Below are 17,166 nucleotides of genomic sequence, written 5' to 3'. Positions count from 1 at the left end.
CACTGGCGCGTGGACCGGCACCGGTGGCCGTTCGTAGCGTCATCGGCATGACCTCAGAGACCAGGGGCACGGCCCAGCTGACCACCGCCATGATGCTCTCCGGCACGCTCGGCGTCTTCGTCGTCGAGTCGGGGGCCTCACCCTTCGACGTCGTCTTCTTCCGCGTGCTGTTCGGCGCCCTCGCCCTCGGCGGCTACGTCGCCGCCCGCGGCTGGCTGCGCGACCACGGCTTCACCCGCCGCACGCTCGGACTCGCCGTCCTCGGCGGGGTGTTCATCGTCCTCAACTGGGTGCTGCTGTTCTCGTCGTACGAGAACACGTCCATCTCGGTCGCCACGGTCGTCTACCACACGCAGCCCTTCTACGTGGTCCTCCTCGGCGCCCTGCTGTTCCGTGAACGGCTCACCGCGGCCAGGGTCGGCTGGATCGCCGTGGCCTTCGCCGGGCTGATCCTGGTCTCGGGCGTCACCCCCGGCGACTTCGCGAGCGGAGGCACGTACCTGCTCGGCATCGGCCAGGCCCTCCTCGCCGCGCTGCTCTACGGCCTTTCCACCCTGGTCACCAAGCGGATCACCGGTGTACGCCCGCACCTCGTCGCCCTCGTCCAGGTCCTCGTCGGCATCCCGCTCCTGCTGCCCTTCGCGGACTTCGGCGCGATGAGCGGCACCGGCTGGAGGTGGGGCTGGCTGGCCGGGCTCGGCCTGCTCCACACCGGGGTGATGTACGTCCTCATGTACGCCGCGTACGCCAAGCTGCCGACCGCGAAGATCGCCGTGCTGGCCTTCGTCTACCCGGCCGTGGCGATGCTGATGGACTGGCTGGTCTACGGCCACCACATCGGGCTCGTCCAGGCGCTGGGCGTCCCGCTGATCGTGACGGCGAGCCTCAGGGTCACGCTTGCTCGGCCACGAGTCTCCGCGCCTGCTCCACGAACAGCCGGGCGTGCGCCGGAAGCCGCTTCCCGGCCCGCCACGCCAGTTGCGTCCGAAGCGTGAACGGCGGCTCCCAGTCCAGTCGTACGAGAGAGCCCGCCGCGAGTTCGGCGGCGACCGTCACCTCGGGCAGCAGCGCGATCCCGAGGCCGGCCGCCGCCGCGCGCTTGGTGGCCTCGATGGTGCCGAACTCCATGAAGTCCACCTCCGCGAGGGCCTTCAGCTCCCGCTCGAACAGGTCCCGGTAGGCGCAGCCCGGCTCGGTGGCCAGCAGCGGCTGGTCCGCCAGGCCGGCCGTGGTGAGGGCCGCTCCGGCCAGGGCGTGCCCGGGCGCCGCGACCAGCGCCAGCGGCTCCACCGCGAGCACGGTGCTCTCCAGCCCCGGGTGCTCGGTCTCCTCCTCCATCAGGAACCCGACGTCGTACGTGCCCTGGCGCAGCGCCTGCCGGGTCTCGTCGCCGATGGTGGTGCGCAGCGCGAGCCGCACCCCGGGATGACGGTGGTGGAAGTACTCCAGCAGCGGCGGCAGTCGGTAGGAGGTGAGCGACTCCATGGTGCCGACGGTCAGCGTGCCGGACGGCTCCTCCGGCTCGGTGACGGCAGCCCGGGCCTCTTCGGTCAGCTCGATGATCTGCCGGGCGTACGGCAGCAGCCGCTCGCCGGCCTCGGTGAGCCGGATCCGGCTGCCGAGCCGGTCGAACAGCTCGACGCCGAGGGAGGACTCCAGGCCGCGGATCTGACCGGTCACGCTGGACTGCGCGTACGACAGCTCGGCCGCGGCCTGGGTGAAGCTCAGTACCGTGGCGACCTTCTCGAAGGTGACGAGCAGCCGGAGCTCCATCAGGTGTCCTGGTCGTCCTTGCCGAGGGACTTGAGGAACTCGGGGTTGTCGTCGGGCGCGACCCAGTGGGGCGCGGAGCTCTCGGCCGGTGCCCGCCGCGCCCGGCCGGTGATCAGCCAGGCGACCGGGCCGACCAGCACCTCGCCGAAGAGCAGGATGACGATCACCCACGCCACCTTCGGCAGATGCCGCACCTCTTCCTCAGGGGTGTTCAGACAGTCCACGAAGGCGTAGATCCACAGCGCCAGCACCAGCAGGAACGGCAGATACCTGAGCATGCTGTGCAGGGTATACGAGCGCCCCGCCGGGAACCCCCGCCTCGCTCACCGCTTCTGGCTTCGCTGGGAACCGGTGGACGAGCTGCCGGGTGCCGGCGTGGTGCCGGCTCGGGTAGGACAGCCGGTGGTCGTTCGCGAACGCCCGGCCCCGGGCGCGGTCGGCGTCGGTGTCCACGCCGAGCACCTGAACCCCTTCGGTCACCAAGTGGCGCTGGGCCCGCGGGGGTTCGGGCGCCTCGGCACGGCAGGGGCCGCACCAGGACGCCCAGACGTTGAGGACGACGACCTTGCCCCGGAAGCCGGAAGCCGGAAGCCGGAAGCCGGAAGCCGGCCGCAGTCGAGGGCGGTGCCGGAGAGGGCGGGGGCGGCGACGCGGTCGGCGGCGGCGATGCGGGTCACCGGGGAACCGGCGGAGCCGCCCGGGTCCCGCGCCGGGGTGCACGCGGCGAGTGCGAGCAGCGGAGCCAGGACCGGTGACACGCGTCGGCGTCTCATGATCGCCGAGTGTCCCGGCCGCACCGCACGCCGTCCGGGCGGGGGTGGGCGCCGGGACAAAGCGGTGCGTCGGCGATACTTGGCCCCATGGCTTACGACGATCTTCGCTCCCTGTTGCGGGCGCTGGAGCGCGAGGGCGACCTCAAGCGCATCAAGGCCGAGGTCGACCCCTACCTGGAAGTCGGGGAGATCGTCGACCGGGTGCAGAAGTCCGGCGGCCCGGCGCTGCTCTTCGAGAACGTGAAGGGCTCGGCGATGCCCCTCGCCATGAACGTCTTCGGCACCGACCGGCGGCTGCTGAAGGCGCTCGGCCTGAAGTCGTACGGCGAGATCTCCGAGAAGATCGGCGGTCTGCTGCGGCCCGAGCTGCCGCACGGCTTCGTCGGCGTGCGGGAGGCCTTCGGCAAGCTCGGCGCGATGGCGCACGTGCCGCCGAGGAAGGTCAAGGAGGCCCCCGTGCAGGAGGTCGTCCTGCACGGCGACGAGGTGGACCTCGACCGGCTCCCGGCGCTGTTCACCTGGCCCAAGGACGGCGGCTCCTTCTTCAACCTGGGGCTCACCCACACCAAGGACCCCGAGACCGGCATCCGCAACCTCGGGCTGTACCGCCTGCAGCGCCACGACCGGCGCACCATCGGCATGCACTGGCAGATCCACAAGGACAGCCGCAACCACTACCAGGTCGCCGCGCGCCGGGGCGAGCGGCTGCCGGTCGCCATCGCCTTCGGCTGCCCGCCCGCCGTGTCGTACGCCTCCACGGCGCCCCTGCCCGGAGACATCGACGAGTACCTGTTCGCCGGGTTCATCGCGGGCAGGCGGATCGAGATGGTCGACTGCAAGACGGTCCCGCTCCAGGTGCCGGCCAACGCCGAGGTCGTCCTGGAGGGCTGGCTGGAGCCGGGCGAGATGCTGCCCGAGGGACCCTTCGGCGACCACACGGGCTTCTACACCCCGCAGGAGCCCTTCCCGGCGCTGAAGATCGACTGCGTGACCATGCGCAGGCGCCCGCTGCTGCAGTCGATCGTGGTCGGCCGCCCGCCGACGGAGGACGGTCCCCTCGGCCGCGCCACGGAACGCTTCTTCCTCCCGCTCCTCAAGATCATCGTCCCGGACATCGTGGACTACCACCTGCCCGAGGCCGGCGGCTTCCACAACTGCGCGATCGTCTCGATCGACAAGAAGTACCCGAAGCACGCGCAGAAGGTGATGCACGCGATCTGGGGCGCCCACATGATGTCCCTGACCAAGCTGATCGTGGTCGTGGACTCCGACTGCGACGTCCACGACCTGCACGAGGTCGCCTGGCGGGCCCTCGGCAACACCGACTACGCCCGCGACCTCACGGTCGTGGAAGGCCCCGTCGACCACCTCGACCACGCCTCCTACCAGCAGTTCTGGGGCGGCAAGGCAGGGATCGACGCGACGAAGAAGTGGCCCGAGGAGGGCTACACCCGAGACGGCGGCTGGCCGGACATGGTCCTGTCGGACCCGGCTACGGCGGCCCTGGTGGACCGCCGCTGGAAGGAGTACGGCCTGTGAGCAGCGCTTCCGCCGCCATCCCGCAGCCCGGACGCACGAAGGCCTTTCTGCGCCTGGTGATGATCGAGCACTCGATCTTCGCGCTGCCCTTCGCGTACATCGCCTCCCTCACGGCGATGTACGAGTGGGACAGGACCATCCACTGGGGCCGGCTGCTGCTGGTCACGATCTGCATGGTGGGCCTGCGCACGTTCGCGATGGCGGTCAACCGGATCATCGACCGCGAGATCGACGCCCGTAACCCGCGCACGGCCCACCGCGAACTCGTGACGGGCGCGATGTCGGTGCGCCACGCCTGGACCGGCGCCCTGATCGCCCTGGTGGTCTTCCTGGGCGCGGCGGCGCTGCTCAACCCGCTGTGCCTGGCCCTGGCCCCGGTGGCGGTGATCCCGATGGTGGTCTACCCCTACGGCAAGCGGTTCACGAACTTCCCGCAGGCCATCCTCGGCCTCGCCCAGGCCATGGGCCCCGTCGGCGGCTGGCTCGCCGTCTCCGGCACCTGGAACTGGGACGCGGCGATCCTCGGTCTCGCCGTCGGCGTCTGGATCGGCGGCTTCGACCTGATCTACGCCTGCCAGGACGTCGAGACCGACCGCGAGATCGGTGTCATGTCGGTCCCGGCCCGCTTCGGCATCCCGGCCGCGATCTGGGGGGCGCGGGCCTGCCACACGCTGACGACGGCCCTGTTCGTCTGGTACGCCGTCGTCACGGGTGCCGGGGCGTTCTTCTGGCTGGGCCTGCTGATCGTCGCGGGCGCCTTCGTCTACGAGCACGGCATCGTCCGCCCCCACGACCTGTCCCGCCTCAACAGGGCGTTCTTCTCGGTCAACGGCTTCATCGGCATTGCCCTGTTCGTGTGTGCGCTGCTCGATCTCGTGGTGCGGGGTCTGAGGGGCTGAGGCGCCCTGGGGCCACCCGGACTGAGCACTTCCCGACCCACCGGTACGCTCAAGGTGTGAACGCAGGAGAAACGCAGCGCGTGCCTTGGATCGTGGGGGTGTCCGGTGCTTCCGGGACGCCGTATGCGGCCGCCGTGCTGCGGGCGCTGCTGGAGGCGGGGGAGGCGGTCGACCTGGTGGTCAGCCGGGCCTCGCGGCTGACGCTGCTGGACGAGACCGGCATCTCGTTCCGTGACGCCCACTGGCAGGACGACCTGCGGGACTGGCTGGCCCGGGGCGCCGACGGCAAGCCCGGGACCTTCGACGCCGACATCGGCGGCGTGCGGTACTGGAACGCGGGTGACCTCGCGGCCGGGCCGTCCTCCGGGTCGTACCCGGCGAAGGGGATGATCATCGTCCCGGCCTCCACCGCCTGCGTGGCCGGGGTCGCCCTCGGGCTGTCCAAGGACCTGTTGCAGCGGACGGCGAGCGTCACCCTGAAGGAGCGCCGGACGCTCGTGGTGGCCGTGCGGGAGACCCCCTTGAACGGCCAGACGCTGCGGCACCTCGTCGCGCTGGACGACGCCGGCGCCGCCGTCGTACCGGCCTCGCCCGGCTTCTACGCGGGCGCCACCCACATCCAGGACCTGGTGGACTTCGTCGCCGGACGGGTGCTGGACGCGGCAGGCGTCGCGCACGGCCTGTACCGGCGCTGGCAGGGCGACCTGGGCGGCGGCTCGTCGGGCAACCAGCAGTAGCTCTCATCACTTCAGGAACTTTCACCGGAAGGCTTCGATCGCATGGACGCGGTGGACAGGCAGCTCATCCAGGCCCTGAGGGAGAACGGCCGGGCCTCGTACGCGGAGCTGGGACGTCTCGTCGGCCTGTCGGGCCCCAGCGTCACCGACCGCATCAACCGGCTGGAGGCGGCCGGTGTCATCACCGGCTACCGCGCCACGGTGAACGCGGCCTCCCTCGGCCTCGGCGTCACCGCGCTGATCGGCATCTCGCTCTCCGACGCCGCCGACCACGAGGACGTCGCCCAGCGCCTCAGGGACCTGCCGGAGATCGAGGACTGCTGGTTCATCGCCGGTGACGACTCCTACATGCTCAAGGTGCGCTCGACGGACGTCGACGGCCTGGAGAGGACCATCCGGCGGCTCAGCGGCACCAAGGGCGTCTCCCGCACCCGTACCACCATCGTGCTGTCCACGAAGTGGGAGAACCGGGTCGGGGAACTGCCCGAAGAGGTCTAGGGATACGGTTGGCCGTGCTGTCGTGGAAAGGTGTTGGCATGGACGTCGGGCTCAAGCGCGAGCTGGAGGAGAAGGTCCGCTCCGGTGAGCGGCTGACCCGCGAGGACGGCATCGCGCTGTACGAGTCGGACGACCTGGCGTGGCTCGGCGGACTCGCCCACGAGGTGCGCACCCGCAAGAACGGTGACGTGGTCCACTTCAACGTCAACCGGCACCTGAACATGACCAACGTGTGCACGGCCTCCTGTGCGTACTGCTCCTTCCAGCGCAAGCCGGGCGAGAAGGACGCGTACACGATGCGCATCGAGGAGGCCGTGAAGCTCGCCAAGGCGATGGAGTCGGAGAACCTCACCGAACTGCACATCGTCAACGGCCTGCACCCGAACCTGCCCTGGCGCTACTACCCGCGCTCGCTGCGGGAGCTGAAGGCCGCCCTGCCGAACGTCTCCCTGAAGGCCTTCACGGCGACGGAGATCCACCACTTCGAGACGATCTCCGGGCTGAGCGCGAGCGAGATCCTCGACGAGCTGATCGACGCGGGCCTGGAGTCCCTCACCGGGGGCGGCGCCGAGATCTTCGACTGGGAGGTCCGGCAGCACATCGTGGACCACAGGACCCACTGGGAGGACTGGTCCCGCATCCACCGGCTGGCGCACGAGAAGGGCCTGAAGACCCCGTGCACCATGCTCTACGGCCACATCGAGGAGCCCCGCCACCGGGTCGACCACGTCCTGCGCCTGCGTGAACTGCAGGACGAGACGAACGGCTTCCAGGTCTTCATCCCGCTGCGCTACCAGCACGACTTCGTGGACATGAAGGACGGCAAGATCCGCAACCGCCTTCAGGCGCGCACCCAGATGGCGACCGGCGCCGAGGCCCTGAAGACCTTCGCCGTCTCCCGCCTCCTCTTCGACAACGTCCCGCACCTCAAGGTCTTCTGGGTGATGCACGGCGTGCAGACCGCCCAGCTGGCCCTGCAGCACGGCGCGGACGACATGGACGGCTCGGTCGTCGAGTACAAGATCACGCACGATGCCGACAACTACGGCACCCCGAACAAGCTCACCCGCGAGGACCTGCTCGACCTGATCCGCGACGCCGGCTTCCGTCCGGTGGAGCGCAACACGCGCTACGAGATCATCCGCGAGTACGAGGGCCCCGACCCGGCGCGCCGGGAGTCGCCCCAGCCCATGCGGGTGTGACACCCCGGTCAGGGGTACCCGGCGGCTGTGAGTTCCCGTGCAGCCGCCCCCGAGGATCAGTACACCGCCGCTCCCTTCGTCCCCGAGGGTGCCGGTCTCACCGCCCTACGCAAGGCCGCCGCCGACTGCCGGGGCTGCCCCCTGCACGAGAACGCCACGCAGACGGTGTTCGGCGCGGGCAACGCGCACGCGCGCGTGATGCTCGTCGGGGAACAGCCCGGTGACCAGGAGGACCGCCAGGGCAAGCCGTTCGTCGGCCCGGCCGGCAAGCTCCTCGACCGCGCCCTCGCGGAAGCCGGCATCGACCCGGGCGAGGCGTACGTCACCAACGCCGTCAAGCACTTCAAGTTCACCCGGGCCGAGCCGCGCAAGCGCCGGATCCACAAGGCGCCGAGCCTGCGGGAGATGACCGCGTGCGGACCCTGGCTCGCGGCGGAGCTCGCACTGGTGGAACCCGAGCTGATCGTGGTGCTGGGCGCGACGGCCGGGAAGGCGCTGCTGGGGTCGTCGTTCCGGGTGGGCGAGGTGCGCGGGACCGTCCTGGAGCGGGAGATCCACGGGCGGCCCGAGCGGCTGGTGCCCACCGTGCACCCGTCCTCCGTGCTGCGGGCCCAGGACGACGCGGACAGGAAGGCCGCCTACGAGGGGCTCGTCGCCGATCTGAAAGTGGCTGCAGACGCCCTCGGGTAATAGATACAGTGGCCCTATGCCACTTACTTTCACGCTGGATCCCGCCATCACACCGGCCCTGCGCGACGGCATCCTCGACCTGTGGACGGACGTCTCCAACGCGGGCGGCGCCGTGGGTTTTGTGCCGCCGGTGAGCCGGGAGGACATCCGGCCGGAACTGGTGCGGCACTTCGTGGGCATGGCCGAGGGCCGGCACCGGCTGCTCCTCGGCTGCGACGAGACGGGCGAGCCGGCCGCGACCGCCTTCTTCGCCCACAACACGCACCGGCTCCAGACCCACTGGGTGTGGCTGTACACGGTGATGGTCCACCCCCGGCACCAGGGCAAGGGGTACGGCCGCGAACTGCTGGCGGCCGCCGCCGACGCGGCCCGAGGCTTCGACGGCGTCGACGCGATACGCCTGACCTGCCGGGGCGGCCTGGGCCTGGAGCGGTTCTACGCGTCCTGCGGCTACAAGGAGGTCGGCCGGGTCCCCGGTGCCATCCGGGTCGCGCCCGGCGACGACCGGGACGACGTGTTCATGCTGCTCCCGCTCGACTGACCCCCCTGCAAGATCCCTTCCCTGTCATGCTTCACTGGACGATGACCCCTTTTGGAATCGGACGACTGGATTGAGATGCTCCGCTACACGCTGATGCGCCTCGGCATCTTCGCCGGCTGCCTCGTGGTGGTCTGGGGAGCCGTCTACTCCGGCATCTTCCCGCGCGGCTTCGGCAACTCCAACGGCCTGTGGGTCCTGCTGCTGGCCCTGGTCCTGTCGGCGCCGATCAGCTGGGTGGTGCTGCGCGGGGAGCGGGACCGCGCCTCGGCGCGGATCGTGACCAGGGTCGACCGGATGAAGGCCAACCTGGACGCCAACCGCACCCAGGAGGACGGCGCGGACGACGCCGCGCGGGCGCAGGGCGGGGCGGCCGCGTCCAACTAGTCTTGCCCTCATGGGTGGGGCGAAGACCAAGCGGATGCCGCGTGCGGTACGGGAGCAGCAGATGCTCGACGCCGCCGTACGCGTTTTCGGGCAACGCGGCTACATGGCCGCCTCCATGGACGAGATAGCCGAGCTCGCGGGCGTCTCCAAGCCGTTGGTCTATCTGTACCTGAACTCCAAGGAAGACCTCTTCACCGCCTGCATCCGGCGTGAGGCCGGCGCGCTGACGGCCGCCGTCCGCGCCGGGGTCCGCACGGACCTGCCCACCGACCGCCAACTGTGGGACGGCCTCCAGGCCTTCTTCGCGCACACCGCCGAGCACCCCGATGCCTGGTCGGTGCTGCACCTCCAGGCCCGTACGCACGGGGAGCCCTTCGCGGCCGAGGTCGCCGCGATGCGCGAGGAGATCGTCGCGTTCGTGACCCGGCTGGTGGTGGTCGCCGCCCGGGAGGCCCACCGGGATCCCGACCTGCCGGAGCACGAGGTCGCCGGCCTGGCGGAGGCCCTGGTGGGCGCGGCGGAGTCGCTGGCCGCGTGGGCCAACACCGCACCCGGTGTCACGGCCCGGCAGGCGGCGACCACCTTGATGAACTTCGCCTGGTCGGGCCTGGGGAACCTGATGCGGGGCCAGGTGTGGACGCCGTCGACCGGAGGAACTCAGCCGGAGAGCGGTCGTACCTCGCCCAGCAGGTGAAGCCGGCCCCCCGCACCCCGCAGCTCGAACCGTCCCGACCCGTCCGCCCCGTAGGCCACCGCCCCCGGCAACAGCACCGGTGACAGGAACCGCGCCCGCAGCACGGCGGAGCCGCCTGTGCCGTGCGCGGCCAGACAGCGGGCCACCGTCCACATGCCGTGCGCGATGGGCCGCGGGAAGCCGAAGAGGCGGGCGGTGAGGGGGTACAGGTGGATGGGGTTGCGGTCGCCGGACGCGGCGGCGTACCGCCGGCCGACGTCCCCGGCGAGCCGCCACTCGGCGACGACGGGCAGCGGGGGGTCCTCGCGCGCGGGCTCCGGTGCGGGGCGGCCGCCGGTGCCGTGCCGTGCGAGATAGGTGCTGCGCGACTCCCAGACGACGTCCGTGCCGGCCCGCATCCCGGTGACCACCGTGGCTTCGGTGCCGCGCCGGTGCGGGGCGAGTCCCTCGATGTGCACGGCGAGTTCGTACTCCCCGGTCGCCGGAAGACAGGCGTGCCGGGTGGTGATCTCGATCGACGTGTGGACGAGCCCCAGCAGCGGCAGCGGGAAGGCCGGGTCGGTCATCAGCCGCATGGCCAGCGGGAAGCCGAGGACGTGCGGGTACGTGACGGGCAGTGCGTCCGCGTCGGCCGCCGGGCCGGCGGCGTAGCCGCACGCCCGCTCGTAGGCGGCCAGCCGGGCCAGGTCGACCCGCACGCCGGGCAGCACCACCCGGGTGCGCGGGAAGCCGGCCTCCGGGGAGGGCCGCTTGAACGGCGAACGCAGCGCGCCGCGGGCCAGCAGGGGGGCCAGGGCGGGGGCGGCGGTCAGGGTGACGGCGTTCATCACGCCCCCAGCAGGCTCTGGCCGCAGACGCGGACGACCTGGCCGTTGACCGCGCCGGAGGCCGGATGGGCGAGCCAGGCGGTGGTCTCGGCGACGTCGACGGGCAGCCCGCCCTGTGCGAGGGAGTTCATCCGGCGCCCGGCCTCCCGGATGAACAGCGGGATCGCGGCCGTCATCCTCGTCTCGATGAAGCCGGGCGCGACCGCGTTCACAGTGACCCCATGCTCGGCGAGCGCGCGCGGGGCCAGGGAGCGGACCAGCCCCACGATCCCCGCCTTGCTCGCCGCGTAGTTGGTCTGGCCCGCGTTGCCCGCGAGGCCCGCGATGGAGGCGGTGGCCACGATCCGGCCGCCGGGCCGCAAGGTGCCCTCGGCGAGCAGGGCGTCGGTGGTGCGCAGCACGCCCGCGAGGTTGACCTCCAGAACCGGACCCCAGCGGTCGGCGGGCAGGTTGACCAGGCGGCGGTCACGCGTGATGCCCGCGTTGTGGATCAGCACGTCCAGCCCGTCGGGCAGGGCGGCGGCGATCCGCGCGCCCGCGTCCGCGGCGGTGATGTCCAGGGCGAGCGCCAGGCCGCCGAGCCGGTCGGCGACCCGGCGGGCGTCCGCCTCGGCCGCCGGCACGTCGAGTACGACGACCCGCGCGCCGTCCCTGGCCAGGGTCTCGGCGACCGCCTCGCCGATCCCGCGCGCGGCCCCGGTGACCAGCGCCGTGCGCCCGGCCAGGGGCTTCGCCCAGTCGGCGGGCGCGGTGACCTCCCCGTCCCCGGTCTCGATCACCTGGCCGCTGACGTAGGCGGACCTGGGGGAGAGCAGGAAGCGCAGGGTGGACTCGGCGGCGGCCGCGTCCGTCAGGCTGAGCAGGTTCACGGTCCTGCCCCCGCCGATCTCCTTGCCGAGGGAGCGCGCGAAACCCTCCAGCGCCTGCTGGGCCGCGCACTGGTGGTGGTCGGCGAGGTCGAGCGGGGCGCCGAGCAGGACGACCCGGCCGCTCGGGGCGACGGACCGTACGACGGGGTGGAGGGCGGCGTGCACCTCGCCGAGCGCGTCGACGTCCCGTACGCCGGTGGCGTCGAGAACGACGGCGCCGGGCGGCCGCGCACCCTCCTGGGGGAGCCCGGTGCGGGCGAGGACGGACGTGAGGGCGAGCTCCGACTTCCCGGCGGTGAGATGCAGCAACCCGCCCTGCAGCGTGGGCGCTCCGGCCGACCACCGACGCAGCGTCGCCGGCTGCGGCAGCCCGAGCCGCCGGGTGAGGAGACGGCCGGGCGCCGTGCCGGTGAAGCTGAGATAGCGGTCTGCCATGTCCTGCCCCCACTGCTTACTCTGGAGTAAGGTTACCGCCGGTAAGACTACGTCACGCGGTGAGGAGAGGTCGAGATGAGCCCCCGGAAGTCCCCTCTTGGGCCCGCCGCGTTCCCGCACCGGGTCGCGGTGCTCGGCGGCACGCGCATCCCCTTCGCCCGTTCCGACGGCCCGTACGCCACCGCCTCCAACCAGGAGATGCTCACGGCTGCCCTCGACGGCCTGACCGAACGCCACGGCCTCCAAGGGCCCGGCGTGATCGGCGAGTTCGTCGCCGGAGCCGTCCTCAAGCACAGCCGGGACTTCAACCTCGCCCGCGAGACCGTCCTCGGCTCCAAGCTGGACCCGCGCACCCCGGCGTACGACGTCCAGCAGGCCTGCGGCACCGGACTCCAGGCCGTGATCGCCGCCGCCAACAAGATCGCTCTCGGGCAGACCGCGTCGGCGATCGCGGGCGGCGCCGACACCGCGAGCGACGCGCCCCTCGGCGTCAACGACGACCTGCGCCGCATCCTCCTCCAGGCCAGGAGGGCGAAGTCGGCGGCGGCCCGGCTGAAGGCGCTCGCGAGGATCCGTCCCGCGCACCTGGTCCCGGACGTCCCCCGCAACGCCGAGCCGCGCACGGGGCTGTCCATGGGCGAGCACGCGGCCGTGACCGCGCGGGCCTGGGGCATCGGCCGGGCGGCCCAGGACGAACTGGCGGCGACGAGCCACCGGCGGCTCGCGGCGGCGTACGAGCGCGGGTTCTTCACGGACCTGGTGCCCTTCCGGGGCCTGGAACGGGACCAGAACCTGCGGCCGGACTCCACCCCCGGCGAACTGGCCGCCCTGAAGCCGGTGTTCGGCCTCGCGCACCCCGAACCCACCATGACCGCGGGCAACTCCACCCCGCTCACCGACGGTGCCGCGCTGGTGCTGCTGGCGAGCGAGGAGTGGGCGGAGGCGCGCGGCCTGGCGCCGCTGGCCTACCTGACCGCCTACGAGACGGCCGCCGTGGACTTCGTGCACGGCGACGTGTCCGACGGCGAGGACGGCCTGCTGATGGCACCCGCCCACGCGGTCCCGCGGATGCTGGAGCGCACCGGCCTGGACCTGGCCGACTTCGACCTGGTCGAGATCCACGAGGCCTTCGCCTCCCAGGTGCTCGCCACGCTCGCGGCGTGGGAGAGGCGGGGCCTCACGCCGGTGGACCGGACGCGGCTGAACGTGGCCGGCTCCTCACTGGCGACCGGTCACCCCTTCGCCGCGACCGGAGCTCGGATCGTGGCGACCCTGGCGAAACTCCTCGCGGAGCGGGAGGGCCCCGGCAGGGGCCTGATCTCGGTCTGCGCGGCGGGCGGCCAGGGTGTGACGGCGGTCCTGGAGCGCACGTGACCCACCCGACGTGAGGCCCTGTCACATGACCCGCGAGGCTGCACACCCCCGGCCCCGGACCACCTCCGAACCCGCACGATCCCCTCACAGCGGACCCGTACGATCGCCTCCCTAACCTGCGGTAACCCCCTTCCGGCCGTGTGCCGCGGGTGAACGCCTCGGTGCGCGAGGCACGTACGTCATGCAGCAAGCCGTGCACCGCAGCACGCCAGAGGAGCCGCCCCGTGTCGTCGCCCTTCCCGAACGCCCCCCTCTCCTCCGGCCCGCCCGTCTCCGCCGTCGACTACGACGGCCGCCCGGTCCTCGTGGAGCCCTGGGTCCAGCGCCTGGACGGGGCCGTACGGGAGGTCTCCGTACCGCCGTTCAAGCCCCCGGTGAAACACGGCTCGCTCGCGGACCTGCCGTTCGACAACGCCGAGACCGCCCCCGCCCACACCGTGCTCAGCCGCCGGCTGCCCGACGGCCGCTGGGCGGACGTGACGGCCGCTCACTTCGCCGAGCAGGTACTCGCGGTGGCCAAGGGACTGATCGCCGAGGGGCTGGTGCCCGGCGACCGGATCGCCGTCATGGCCCGTACGACGTACGAGTGGACGCTGCTCGACTTCGCCGCGTGGGCCGCCGGACTGGTCACCGTGCCGATCTACCCGACCTCCTCCGTCTTCCAGACCCGCTGGATCCTGCACGACTCCGGTGCGGTCACCCTGATCACCGAGACCTCCGGCCAGGCCTCCGCCATCGGCCCGGAACTCCAGCACCTGCCCGATCTGCGCCATCTGTGGGTGATGGACAAGGACCACGTGGACCGGCTCGCCGAGGCCGGCGCCCAGGTGCCGGACGGCGAAGTCGCGGTACGGCGCGGCATGCTGGGCCCCGACACCCTCGCCACGCTCATCTACACCTCCGGCACCACCGGCCGCCCCAAGGGCTGCGCCCTCTCGCACGGCAACTTCTTCGCCGAGGTCGACAACGCGATCGAACTGCTCCACCCGGTCTTCAAGGCGCAGAACGAGGAGCCGTCGGTCCTGCTGTTCCTGCCGATGTCCCATGTCTTCGGGCGGATGGTGGCCATCGCCTGCGTGCGGGCCCGGGTCCGCCTCGGACACGCGCCGAGCCTGGCCGCCGAGGACCTGCTGCCGGACCTCGCCGCCTTCCGGCCGACCTGTCTGCTGACCATCCCGTACATGCTGGAGAAGATCTACAACTCGGCCCGTGCGACGGCCGAGTCGGGCGGGCGCGTCGCGGTCTTCGACCGGGCGGCGGCCGTGGCCCGGCGCTACGGCGAGGCGCTGGAGGCCCGGCAGACCGGCACCGGCAGCGGCCCCAGCCGCTCCCTGAAAACGGCCCGCACCTTCTACGACCCGCTGGTCTACCGCAAGATCCGCACCGCCATGGGCGGTCGCGTCCGGTACGCCATCTGCGGCGGCTCCCCGCTCGGCCGGCGCCTTGCCGCGTTCTACGCCGGCGCCGGCATCGAGATCTTCGAGGGCTTCGGCCTGACCGAGACCACCGGCGCCACGACCGTCACCCCGCCGCTCAAGCCCCGTCTGGGCACCGTCGGCTGGCCGCTGCCCGGCACCCGGGTGCGGATCGCCGCCGACGGGGAGATCCTCGTCGCCGGCGAGCACGTACTGCGCGGCTACTGGGACCCGCAGGCCGGCGGTGTCGTCCCCGCGACCCGGGACGGCTGGCTGGCGACCGGCGACATCGGCGAGCTGGACGACGAGGGGTACCTCACCATCACCGGCCGCAAGAAGGAGCTGCTGATCACCTCGGGCGGCAAGTCGGTGGCCCCGGCCCCGCTGGAGAACTGGCTGCGCCAGCACCCGCTGATCTCCCAGGTGATGCTGGTCGGCGACGCCCGCCCGTACGTCGCGGCCCTCATCACCCTCGACCCCGACGGCATCACGCACTGGCGGCAGATGATCGGCAAGCACCCGGTGCCGCCGGAACTGCTCCTGAGCGACCCGGAGCTGGACGCCGTCCTGCAGCGCGCGATCGACGAGGCCAACAAGCTGGTCTCCCGGCCCGAGTCCATCCGCCGCTTCGTCGTCCTGCCCGTCGACTTCACCGAGGAGGCCGGCCATCTGACCCCCTCCATGAAGCTGCGCCGGCAGCAGATCGCGGCCGACTTCGCGAGCGAGGTGGAGGGGCTGTACGCCGGGCGGTGACCGGGCCTGGCGCAGCGGGTCGGCACCCGCTCCCCGCTTCTCCCGCGTCGTCCGGACTCAGCGGGGCGGGGAGCGGGTTGCCGCCTGGGTCGGTCGCGGCCCGTCACCGATCCTCGTACGCCTCCTGACCCCCAGTCAATCCTTGGGTTTCCTCCATGGATCCAAGTGTTAGCTTGGGTGTTGTGACCCTCGACGACCTCCGCGTCTTCGTTGCCGTGTGCCGCACCGGCAGCCTCAGTTCCGTCGCCCGCGACCTCGGCTGCACCCAGTCCGCCGTCAGCCAGCATGTGAGGCGGCTGGAGCGGGAGACGGGGATCGCCCTGCTGGAGCGGCAACCGCGGGGCGTCGTCCCCACCCAGGCCGGACGCATACTCGAAGCCGCCGCGGCCGAGGGCATCTGGGGGCTGGACCTGGCCGTACGGCAGCTGCGCGACCTCGTCGACGGCCACAGCGGGTACGTCCGCGTCGCCACCGGTGCCACGACCGTCCGGCACTTCATGTCCGACGCGGTGGTCACCTTCCGGCGCCGTCACCCGAAGGTCAACCTGGAGTTCCGCACGGTCAGTTCGGGCCGCGGCACCTTCGACGCGCTGGCCGGCGGCACGCTCGACCTGGCCTGGATAACCGTCGGCCCGCAGGTCCGCGGCATCGACCAGCGCACCGTCGCCGAACTGCCCTGGCTGCTCGCCGTCCGCGCCGACGACCCCCTCGCCCGACGGCCGGATCTCGACCCTGCCGAGCTGCGGGACGTCCGGCTCATCCGGCTCCCGCCGAACTCCACGTCCGCCGTCCATCTGGACGCGGCCTGCGCCGAGCTGGGCGTCCGCTTCACCTACGACACGAGCGTCGCCGACTGGGACACGGCGCTGCTGCTGGCCGAGCTGGGGGTGGGCAGGGCGGTCGTACCGGCCGTACCGGGTCTCCCGGCAGCGGGGGAGGGCCAGTTGCGGCTCGTCCCGCTGCGGGGCCTGCGCCCGCTGCCGGTCGGCTGGGCCGTCCGCCGGTGGGACGCCCTCAGCCCTCCGGCACGGGCGTTCGCCGACACGGTCGCGGAGTTCCGGGCCGGTGGTGCGGGGGCCGCCGGGGGTTGAGCGGGGGGTCAGCCCTTCTTCTGGGCGAACAGGAACGCTTGCGCGACCGTCTCCCCGAAGGCCTCGTCCGGCTCGCGGACGGTGCTGGAACGGAGGAGGAATCCGGCGTCGGTCAGCAGCTGGGCCATCTCGTGCGGGCGGCGCCGGTGGAAGTCCAGTGTCACCTCGTGACCCCACGGACGCTCGTGCCGGCGCGGCGCGTCGCCCGCCTGGAAGGCGAGCAGGAGGTGGCCGCCGGGCACGAGGACGCGCAGGAACTCCGCGAACAGCGTGGGGAGTTCATCCACCGGGGTGTGGATGCTGGAGTACCAGGAGACGGCACCGGCCAGCGTGCCGTCGGCAAGGGGCAGGTCCAGCATGGATCCCTGCTCGAAGCGCAGCCCGGGGTTCTCGCGGCGGGCGATGGCGAGCATGGACTCGGACAGGTCGAGCCCGAAGACGGACAGGCCGAGGGCCGCGAGGTGGGCGGTGTTCCGGCCGGGGCCACAGCCGAGGTCGGCCACGCTGGCGCCGGGTCCGACCAGTTCGGCGTAGGCGCTGAACAGCGCCCGCTCCAGCGGGGTGCGGGCGGTCACGCCCTGGAACTGCTCGGCGTAGTCCTCGGCGACGGCGTCGTAGAAGGTGCGGGTGGCGGTGAGGAAGTCAGGGGCGTCGGTCATGGGGGGTGACGCT

The 17,166-nt window shown here is 72.1% G+C and carries 19 protein-coding genes; 13 read left to right on the top strand and 6 right to left on the bottom strand.

What is annotated here, in order from left to right; translation table 11 throughout:
* Positions 1–47: 47 nt before the first annotated feature.
* Complete coding sequence (locus AB0D93_RS26140; protein WP_362123663.1) at positions 48–995, top strand: DMT family transporter; 948 nt, start codon at positions 48–50, stop codon at positions 993–995.
* Here the strand turns inward: AB0D93_RS26140 and AB0D93_RS26135 are convergent.
* The 3 genes from AB0D93_RS26135 to AB0D93_RS26125 are packed head-to-tail and all read right to left on the bottom strand — an operon-like array spanning position 892 to position 2,493.
* Complete coding sequence (locus AB0D93_RS26135) at positions 892–1,773, bottom strand: LysR family transcriptional regulator (RefSeq protein WP_362123660.1); 882 nt, start codon at positions 1,771–1,773, stop codon at positions 892–894. The two genes, AB0D93_RS26140 and AB0D93_RS26135, sit on opposite strands and share 104 nt — an antisense overlap.
* Entirely contained in the window at positions 1,773–2,051 is a 279-nt protein-coding gene (locus tag AB0D93_RS26130) for a PLD nuclease N-terminal domain-containing protein (RefSeq protein WP_362123657.1), read from the bottom strand. Before AB0D93_RS26130 ends, AB0D93_RS26135 begins: the two co-directional genes overlap by 1 nt.
* Positions 1,975–2,493, bottom strand: a complete 519-nt coding sequence (locus AB0D93_RS26125) for a TlpA disulfide reductase family protein (protein WP_362123654.1) — start codon at positions 2,491–2,493, stop codon at positions 1,975–1,977. Before AB0D93_RS26125 ends, AB0D93_RS26130 begins: the two co-directional genes overlap by 77 nt.
* A 140-nt stretch (positions 2,494–2,633) precedes the next feature.
* Between AB0D93_RS26125 and AB0D93_RS26120 the strand changes: the two genes are divergently transcribed.
* From AB0D93_RS26120 to AB0D93_RS26080, 9 genes are all read left to right on the top strand, one after another.
* A complete protein-coding gene (locus AB0D93_RS26120; RefSeq protein ID WP_362123651.1) occupies positions 2,634–4,085 on the top strand; it encodes a menaquinone biosynthesis decarboxylase in 1,452 nt (483 codons plus the stop codon).
* Positions 4,082–4,984, top strand: coding sequence for a menaquinone biosynthesis prenyltransferase MqnP (gene mqnP, locus AB0D93_RS26115; protein ID WP_362123648.1), 903 nt, complete (start codon positions 4,082–4,084; stop codon positions 4,982–4,984). Before AB0D93_RS26120 ends, mqnP begins: the two co-directional genes overlap by 4 nt.
* Before the next feature lie 80 nt (positions 4,985–5,064).
* Complete coding sequence (locus tag AB0D93_RS26110; RefSeq protein WP_362123920.1) at positions 5,065–5,721, top strand: UbiX family flavin prenyltransferase; 657 nt, start codon at positions 5,065–5,067, stop codon at positions 5,719–5,721.
* Positions 5,722–5,763: 42 nt separating this feature from the next.
* On the top strand, positions 5,764–6,219 hold the full coding sequence (locus tag AB0D93_RS26105) for an Lrp/AsnC family transcriptional regulator (RefSeq protein WP_061928809.1): 456 nt from the start codon (positions 5,764–5,766) through the stop codon (positions 6,217–6,219).
* Between the two features lie 38 nt (positions 6,220–6,257).
* On the top strand, positions 6,258–7,421 hold the full coding sequence (mqnE, locus tag AB0D93_RS26100) for an aminofutalosine synthase MqnE (protein WP_362123643.1): 1,164 nt from the start codon (positions 6,258–6,260) through the stop codon (positions 7,419–7,421).
* A gap of 27 nt (positions 7,422–7,448) precedes the next feature.
* Positions 7,449–8,111, top strand: coding sequence for a UdgX family uracil-DNA binding protein (locus tag AB0D93_RS26095; protein WP_362123639.1), 663 nt, complete (start codon positions 7,449–7,451; stop codon positions 8,109–8,111).
* 16 nt (positions 8,112–8,127) lie between these two features.
* Entirely contained in the window at positions 8,128–8,652 is a 525-nt protein-coding gene (locus AB0D93_RS26090) for a GNAT family N-acetyltransferase (protein WP_362123636.1), read from the top strand.
* A 75-nt stretch (positions 8,653–8,727) separates the two neighbouring features.
* Positions 8,728–9,036 (top strand): DUF4229 domain-containing protein, encoded by a 309-nt coding sequence (locus tag AB0D93_RS26085; protein ID WP_362123633.1) that lies wholly within the window; start codon positions 8,728–8,730, stop codon positions 9,034–9,036.
* Between the two features lie 10 nt (positions 9,037–9,046).
* Positions 9,047–9,730 (top strand): TetR/AcrR family transcriptional regulator, encoded by a 684-nt coding sequence (locus AB0D93_RS26080; RefSeq protein WP_362123630.1) that lies wholly within the window; start codon positions 9,047–9,049, stop codon positions 9,728–9,730.
* Here AB0D93_RS26080 and AB0D93_RS26075 read toward each other — a convergent pair.
* Entirely contained in the window at positions 9,694–10,557 is an 864-nt protein-coding gene (locus AB0D93_RS26075) for a MaoC/PaaZ C-terminal domain-containing protein (protein WP_362123627.1), read from the bottom strand. The genes AB0D93_RS26080 and AB0D93_RS26075 overlap by 37 nt on opposite strands.
* A complete protein-coding gene (locus AB0D93_RS26070) occupies positions 10,557–11,861 on the bottom strand; it encodes a 3-oxoacyl-ACP reductase (protein WP_362123623.1) in 1,305 nt (434 codons plus the stop codon). Before AB0D93_RS26070 ends, AB0D93_RS26075 begins: the two co-directional genes overlap by 1 nt.
* A 75-nt stretch (positions 11,862–11,936) precedes the next feature.
* On the opposite strand from AB0D93_RS26070, the gene AB0D93_RS26065 reads away from it, so the two are divergent.
* The 3 genes from AB0D93_RS26065 (at position 11,937) to AB0D93_RS26055 (ending at position 16,494) form a co-directional block, all read left to right on the top strand.
* Entirely contained in the window at positions 11,937–13,235 is a 1,299-nt protein-coding gene (locus tag AB0D93_RS26065; RefSeq protein WP_362123620.1) for an acetyl-CoA C-acetyltransferase, read from the top strand.
* A 224-nt stretch (positions 13,236–13,459) separates the two neighbouring features.
* Complete coding sequence (locus AB0D93_RS26060; RefSeq protein ID WP_362123617.1) at positions 13,460–15,403, top strand: long-chain fatty acid--CoA ligase; 1,944 nt, start codon at positions 13,460–13,462, stop codon at positions 15,401–15,403.
* Positions 15,404–15,585: 182 nt separating this feature from the next.
* Entirely contained in the window at positions 15,586–16,494 is a 909-nt protein-coding gene (locus tag AB0D93_RS26055; protein ID WP_362123615.1) for a LysR family transcriptional regulator, read from the top strand.
* 8 nt (positions 16,495–16,502) lie between these two features.
* Here the strand turns inward: AB0D93_RS26055 and AB0D93_RS26050 are convergent, their stop codons facing one another.
* On the bottom strand, positions 16,503–17,153 hold the full coding sequence (locus tag AB0D93_RS26050; RefSeq protein ID WP_362123612.1) for a methyltransferase domain-containing protein: 651 nt from the start codon (positions 17,151–17,153) through the stop codon (positions 16,503–16,505).
* Between the last annotated feature and the right edge of the window lie 13 nt (positions 17,154–17,166).

The sequence above is a fragment of the Streptomyces sp. NPDC048191 genome (assembly GCF_040652655.1).
Taxonomy (GTDB): domain Bacteria; phylum Actinomycetota; class Actinomycetes; order Streptomycetales; family Streptomycetaceae; genus Streptomyces.
The sequence above is the reverse complement of the archived record's forward strand: the minus strand, read 5'-3'. Positions and strand labels throughout refer to the sequence as shown.

What these genes read in the sequence shown, in the direction of transcription:
- AB0D93_RS26140 (WP_362123663.1), top strand. Translation starts at nt 48, where the DNA reads ATGACCTCAGAGACCAGGGGCACGGCCCAGCTGACCACCGCCATGATG.
- AB0D93_RS26135 (WP_362123660.1), bottom strand. Translation starts at nt 1,773, where the DNA reads ATGGAGCTCCGGCTGCTCGTCACCTTCGAGAAGGTCGCCACGGTACTG.
- AB0D93_RS26130 (WP_362123657.1), bottom strand. Translation starts at nt 2,051, where the DNA reads ATGCTCAGGTATCTGCCGTTCCTGCTGGTGCTGGCGCTGTGGATCTAC.
- AB0D93_RS26120 (WP_362123651.1), top strand. Translation starts at nt 2,634, where the DNA reads ATGGCTTACGACGATCTTCGCTCCCTGTTGCGGGCGCTGGAGCGCGAG.
- AB0D93_RS26105 (WP_061928809.1), top strand. Translation starts at nt 5,764, where the DNA reads ATGGACGCGGTGGACAGGCAGCTCATCCAGGCCCTGAGGGAGAACGGC.
- mqnE (WP_362123643.1), top strand. Translation starts at nt 6,258, where the DNA reads ATGGACGTCGGGCTCAAGCGCGAGCTGGAGGAGAAGGTCCGCTCCGGT.
- AB0D93_RS26090 (WP_362123636.1), top strand. Translation starts at nt 8,128, where the DNA reads ATGCCACTTACTTTCACGCTGGATCCCGCCATCACACCGGCCCTGCGC.
- AB0D93_RS26085 (WP_362123633.1), top strand. Translation starts at nt 8,728, where the DNA reads ATGCTCCGCTACACGCTGATGCGCCTCGGCATCTTCGCCGGCTGCCTC.
- AB0D93_RS26080 (WP_362123630.1), top strand. Translation starts at nt 9,047, where the DNA reads ATGGGTGGGGCGAAGACCAAGCGGATGCCGCGTGCGGTACGGGAGCAG.
- AB0D93_RS26075 (WP_362123627.1), bottom strand. Translation starts at nt 10,557, where the DNA reads ATGAACGCCGTCACCCTGACCGCCGCCCCCGCCCTGGCCCCCCTGCTG.
- AB0D93_RS26070 (WP_362123623.1), bottom strand. Translation starts at nt 11,861, where the DNA reads ATGGCAGACCGCTATCTCAGCTTCACCGGCACGGCGCCCGGCCGTCTC.
- AB0D93_RS26065 (WP_362123620.1), top strand. Translation starts at nt 11,937, where the DNA reads ATGAGCCCCCGGAAGTCCCCTCTTGGGCCCGCCGCGTTCCCGCACCGG.
- AB0D93_RS26050 (WP_362123612.1), bottom strand. Translation starts at nt 17,153, where the DNA reads ATGACCGACGCCCCTGACTTCCTCACCGCCACCCGCACCTTCTACGAC.